The following is a 6398-nucleotide window of genomic DNA, read 5'->3' as shown; positions in this document are numbered from 1 at the left end:
GCTGAAGATATAACTGCCGGCGACTACTATGTCACATCCGGCACCTTTTAAATGTGGAGCATTTTTATTATTTACGCCGCCATCTACCTCAATAAGAGCCTTGGAGTTTTTTCTTAGAGTTAGCTCTTTTACTTTTTTTACCTTTTCAATACTGCTTTCAATAAATTTTTGTCCACCAAACCCAGGGTTTACTGACATGACAAGCACAAGGTCAATGTCTGAGGCAATTTCTTCAATAGCTGATACAGGTGTTGCAGGATTTAATGAGACACCTGCAAGCTTACCCAAATCTTTTATCTGATGAATCAATCTATGCAAATGATTTGTCGCCTCGGCGTGCACCGTTATAATATCGGAACCAGCATCTGCAAATTCTTTTATATAGTTTTCAGGATTTTTTATCATCAAGTGGACATCAAATGGTTTAACCGTAAACTTCCTGATGGCACTCACTACCAATGGGCCTATTGTAATATTTGGTACAAACTGACCATCCATAACATCAATATGAATATAGTCAGCCCCTGCCTTATCAATGGCAACAACCTCTTCGCCAAGCCTTGCAAAGTCAGCACTTAATATTGACGGGGAAACAAGCATAATTTCAGACTCTCCTTATATCCCTTCAGGAAATACAATTGTAACAATACTACTTCTTGACTTTGTAAAAAAATTCCCTTTTTCCCCCTTTAAAACATAAATAACACTTTTTTTGCCATTTTTAACATAATAAAAGTCATTTACGTCAGTACCAAAATCTTTGGATGTCCATATATTTTTAAGCATTGAATTTTCAAACAAATTGACCGTAACTACTTTGTTGAAATATTTTTCAAAGGTTGGGACAACATTATCATTAAATATGCTCTTGGTTGTTATGATAGCGCCTCTTTTATCTACGAATATTCTGTCTTTCATATATATCCTGCTTGTAATTTCCAAAAGTTTATCAACTTCTTCCTTGTTTGCAAGTTTATCTGTCTTCCTTTCTTTCATTAAAAAATAGTTAACCGAATCTGCATATGTTTCTCTGCTTTTGTAAATAATATTCCCGTCTGAATTGTATATCTCAAGCAGATTTTTTTCATTTGAATAAATTAAATCCATCTTACCATCCAAATCCACATCACCCAAACCAAAACCATAGATGGAAAAACCCTGCGTATTTGCAATGGCTTCACCTTTTATATAGTCACCATTGTATATCAGAAAATTAATATTCCCCACAAACCTGCCATCCCTCGTAAGCCTCTGAGCAACAATATTTTTTTCACCATTCAAATAAACATCTCTTAGTGCAAGGGGAATACTATCTTTTAGGTTACTGAGGTTGCCTTCATTATACTCATAAATAAATGACCTTGCGCCTCTGCCCTTATTTGAAATAGAAATAAATATTTCGTCTATTTTATTGTCATTTAAATCATAGCAGCTAACTGTTATGATATTGTCAAATTTTCTGTCAATAGTTTCCTGAAATTGAAATTTATTACCTACAATTTTATAAATATCTACATTTCTATCTTCGGCCATAACTGCATAATCGTAACCATCCCCTTTCAGGTTGCAAACAGCCATCTGGATATAACCCTTTGCTTCAAACTCCTGTTGATAAATTTCTCTCTCATTGTCTGAAGTTTCAACCTTCAAATCAGTAGAATAAAATTTTCCAATAACATCATTGTAATAGTCAACCTCAAAAATAAGACCACCGCTGCTGTCCTCATAAAATTTCACACTATGAGGTGACTTCTTATCAACAGAGAATTTACCTGACTTTATAAGAAGGGATTTTATTTCATCCTCAGTATAACTATCGGTATTGTAAAATTCTAGATTAACTCTCACAGGTAAAATAATCTCAGCGTAATCCCCTGCACTAATATTATCCCCACTTAAAATTTTTGCCGTGCTAAACTTATCATATACATCATCAATTACAGCAAGTCCGGCATCAGAAGTCTTTTCAGCAATCACCTCTCCGGTTATAGGGTGTACAATACTCTCTTCTTTTTTTGAAATTTTAATCCGCATCCCTTTAAAAACATTTTTATCTTTTCCTAAATCAGTAAGTATTGTTCCATTTCCTTCATTTGATATCACATACCCTTTTTTATTGCTTAACTTATTTACAAAATTTTCTACAAAATCTGTATTTGCAGCAAAAACCAGTTTACTAAATGCCAAAAATAAAAGCAGATATCTAAAAATCCTCATGTCTTCCTCTTAATTGAATGTCAGCATCATTATATTAGTTTTGTCCTTCTTAAATAAACCTTCTTTTAGTTTTAATACTATAAGGAAGGCTTCATTGGAATTTGGTTCAATATAAATATCCACAATCCTCGGCTCAAGCAAGTCAGACTCCCATCTTTTTACTGCCCCTAACTTGCCAAACCCTATTTTTTCCAATTTTGAAGAAGAAAAAATCTCTCTTAGCGGAAAAGCTGGAAATTTCAGCTCATTGTTATAAACAAATATTTCTCCATTCTTTTCATATATCCTTGGATATATGTATTGTCTAAACTTGAGCATACCAAGCATATCATCATTTTCCGAATAACCATGATTTTCCTTATCTTTAGCTGCCTTGTTCAACAGAAAATATTTGGCACCTACACCGTAAGGTTTTACGCTTTTATAAATAACTTTATTGTCAGATATAACTTCCAGCTGTTTTTTATCGTTAAAGTGTATCAGGTCAACCTTCCTGTCCCCGTCAAAATCCCCAAAACCTGTGTTATAAATATTGTACTTATCTGACACTAAATAAGGTCTGTCATTACCGATATTTTTTGTTGAACTAAAAATATAGATTTCAGGGCCAAATTTTTCTTTCTCTACACCCTGGTATAAAAGCTTCTTCTCCCCTTCAAAATAGCCGGTTCTAAATAAATATTTTATATCTTGCAAATAAATATCAGTTTTACCCCCTTTGATTTTATATATAGCAGATTTTGGTTTAAGATTTTTATCTAAATTTGAAATAATAAGTTCATCTAATTTGTCGTTATCTATATCAAATGATTCTATATTAATTATTTCATCCAAATAAATACTGTTAATAGGTGATTTTTCAATTTTACCTGAGTTTAATTCATAAAAATCTACTTTATTGCCCCCTGCTGCAGCAATTATTTTGTTTTCTCCAACATTTATAACAGAAATTGAAGTATATCCACTTTCCATTTCACCACTTTCCGTAAGATTCACCGCTTTGATATCTTTTTTAATAGCCACAATATTTTCTGTAGGGTAATAAAGGGTTTTTAGGGGCTGTCCATCATTCATTTTTATCGTTAAAAGTAACCCTGTTTCTTCGCTTTTGACCTCACAGGTCAATAAACCGTTATCTGAAATGAACAGATAATCTGAATTGTTCAATGATGCTTTGAGTAATGCAATATATTTTTTTTCATCCTCACTTCCTGTAACGCTTACAAATTTGACTCCTACAGGTATTTTTGGTACAGCTACAGTTTCATCAAGTTTAAATTCGGCTGATTTTTCTATTATGCCTATTGTTGAGTTATGCTCATTTGATGATGTAACCACCCCTTCACCAATTATTATATCCCGTGTTCCAAGGATTTCTTTTGTAACGGGATGATAAACCGGTTTTCCTTTTTTCAATATTTCTACCTTTCTGCCCTTTAAAAATCCACTTTTTGCACCTTTATCTATATTTAATATGTCTTGATTTATGTTTATAACTTTTGCTGGCTCAGTTTTTAACAGACCAGCCATATCTGTAGGAAAATTATTTATACCTGCAATCCCGAAACCGCAAAACGCTAACAAGGTCATAAGAAGAAGAAAAAATCTTAACAGCATAAAAGACTCCTTATTTGTTTTTCAAGGAGTATTACACTAAATAATAGAAAAATCAAATAAATTTATAAATAAAAAAGCCCTGCTTTGCAGGGCTTCCCATTAGAAATCCATCTGCCACTTTGCTCCAAAGTAAGTAAGCTTCCCTTCTTTGTTATCATCAGCATCTTTCATATAGTCAAATACTCCAACTTCCGGAACCACATAGAAGCCATCAGCAATTGTTATAATAGCATTGGCATAGTATGACTGTTGTGCGTCCGCCTTTGTGAAATCGTCTCTATCAGCCCGCTGATAACCATAGCCAACATTAAAAGTTAAATTTTTATTTGCTTCAAAACCAACTTCAAGTGCCCCACCAAAATCTTTTGAATTTTCATCATTAGCTACATCATAAGTCCCATTTGAAACCAACCCGTAGTCACCGGTATTTTGGCCGTACCAAGCAACAAAGTTTACAGTAACAGGGCTTAAACTATATGTACCACCAAGACCAGCAATATAGTTTGTAATTGTTTCATCTGTAATCTCTGACTTTTTAGTCTCAAACCCACCAAATACCCTTGAATCAAGTCCTGCTACTTTAAAGCCATATGCTACCTCTATTTTTGGCAGGACAGTATCATAATGTACAGGGTCTCCTGTTGTACTGTTTCTTACAAGGGCAAGCTCAAAACCACCAGCCATAAGCTTTATTTGTTCACTTCTTCCTATTGATACACCGCCAAAACCATCAAGTGCATTGTCAGCAAAAAATACCTGATTAAATGGCTCAAAATCTGTTGGAGTATAGTCCTGGCCTATCCTCAACTTAAAGCCACCAAAATCATAAGTACCATAAAGAAGTCTTGTGTATACTGCATTTGAATCACTGGCACCAGCTACTCCAAGCTCAACATTAGCTGTAAATTTTTCATTGACCTTTACTTCAGCACCTACACGGCTATTGCCCTGAAGCCCAAAATTAAGGTCAGTGTCACTTTCTCCAAGACCGCTTTGATACTTGTCCCTGTTTTCATAATAAGACTGAAGCCTTACGCTTCCATAGAGCCCCCAATCAGCTGCAAACGCTGAAACTGCTAAAAGTGTTACAAACATTACTGATAAAAATTTTTTCATATTTCCTCCTATGTTTTTTTATACCATTGCATGGCATCTCTTTGATTATCAAAATTCCTGCCAACTTATTAAAAGCAGCTTTTGCTTTATATATCAAGTCAAGTAAATAATATTTGCAAACAAATTTTATTACTGTTTAACTTAAAAAAACTGCACAAAAATCAGGCAGAAGCGAAAATATTTTACTCAAAAAAAAAGGGAGCTTAAAAGCTCCCTTTTAAAATCTTTTGTATCAACACCTATATTAGAAATTCATCTGCCATTTAGCGCCAAAGTAAACTTCTTTACCTTCTGTATCACCATTAGAATCATCCATATAATCATAAACAGCTATTTCTGGCTGAACAAAGAAACCTTTTGCAAAGCTATATTTAACGTTAGCATAGTAAGACTGCTGAGTATCAGGATCGGTAACATCATCTCTATCAGATGAAGCATAACCGTAACCAACTTCTACCTTAACATTATCAGCAGGCTTGAAGTTTACAGCTACAGCTACACCAAAGTCTGTAGTATCTTCGCTCTTAGTTGCAGCAAGGTTTGGACCAGAAGCGCCCATAGCACCTATATTAGAGCCATAGTAACCTGTAAGAGCAAACCCAGCCATACCCATATTGCCAGTCAAGTCAAGACCTGCAACATATGAATCTGTGTCAAAAGTTATGGTATCCTCATCTTCAGCTGAGAAAGTCTGATAACCAGCAAAAACTCTTGCTTTAACTGGGTCAATTTTAAATGTATAGTCAGCTTCTATTCTTGGAATTGTAACATCGTACTTTTCAAAATCAGTTTGCTTGTTTCTTACAAGAGCAATTCTTGCACCAGCAACTTCAACCATAACAGCTTCATTTCTACCAGTAAAGAAAGCACCCCAGCCAAGAAGGTCTCCATCATCTTTAGAAACTTGGTCAATAGAAAGAACGTTCAATGGAGTCCACATTTGACCAATATTAAGTTTTAAGCCACCAAAATCGTAAGTACCGTAAAACAACCTTGTCCCTACAGCATTACTTTTGCTACCACCTTTAACATAAAGCTCTAAGTGAGCAGAAAACTTGTCATTCACTTTAACTTTTGCACCAACACGGCTGTTACCCTGAAGACCGAAATCTCTAAGGTCAGTATCAGAATCATTTCCTGTAAAGTCATCATCCTGATTTACATAAAATGTTGCAAATCTCATACTACCATAAAGTCCCCAATCAGCTGCAAAAGCTGATACTGCGAAAAGCGCTACAAACATAACTGCTAAAAACTTCTTCATACTCTTTTCCTCCTGTAGGTTATTAAATTCTTTTTTTTTGGTAAAACGCAAATTGTGTTGCAATTAAATACTTTCTCTACTCTTTGCCTTTTCACCTCCTTTAAATCTTTTTCAGTACTAAACATTTCTGCCACTTTGTTAATTCACACTAAAACATAACACACGCAAATTGCCTTGTCAACAA

General features: G+C 34.5%; 5 protein-coding genes. All 5 read right to left on the bottom strand.

Translation table 11 applies throughout. The features are described 5' to 3' along the window. Nucleotides 1–603 (bottom strand): ribulose-phosphate 3-epimerase (gene rpe, locus LF845_RS11465; protein ID WP_423220586.1); only part of this gene is annotated, 603 nt, incomplete at its 3' end. A 12-nt stretch (nt 604–615) separates the two neighbouring features. Continuing rightward, nucleotides 616–2217: a hypothetical protein gene (locus LF845_RS11460; RefSeq protein ID WP_242821153.1), complete on the bottom strand. Its 1602-nt coding sequence runs from the start codon at nt 2215–2217 to the stop codon at nt 616–618. A 9-nt stretch (nt 2218–2226) separates the two neighbouring features. Next, nucleotides 2227–3834 (bottom strand): hypothetical protein, encoded by a 1608-nt coding sequence (locus LF845_RS11455; protein ID WP_242821152.1) that lies wholly within the window; start codon nt 3832–3834, stop codon nt 2227–2229. Nucleotides 3835–3933: 99 nt separating this feature from the next. Then, nucleotides 3934–4950, bottom strand: coding sequence for a TonB-dependent receptor (locus tag LF845_RS11450; protein ID WP_242821151.1), 1017 nt, complete (start codon nt 4948–4950; stop codon nt 3934–3936). A gap of 244 nt (nt 4951–5194) precedes the next feature. Further along, nucleotides 5195–6214: a porin family protein gene (locus tag LF845_RS11445; RefSeq protein ID WP_242821150.1), complete on the bottom strand. Its 1020-nt coding sequence runs from the start codon at nt 6212–6214 to the stop codon at nt 5195–5197. Nucleotides 6215–6398: the final 184 nt, after the last annotated feature.

Origin of the sequence: Deferrivibrio essentukiensis (assembly GCF_020480685.1) — a bacterium.
GTDB lineage: Bacteria > Chrysiogenota > Deferribacteres > Deferribacterales > Deferrivibrionaceae > Deferrivibrio > Deferrivibrio essentukiensis.
Note: the sequence above shows the minus strand (reverse complement) of the source record. Positions and strands in the feature narration are given on the sequence as shown.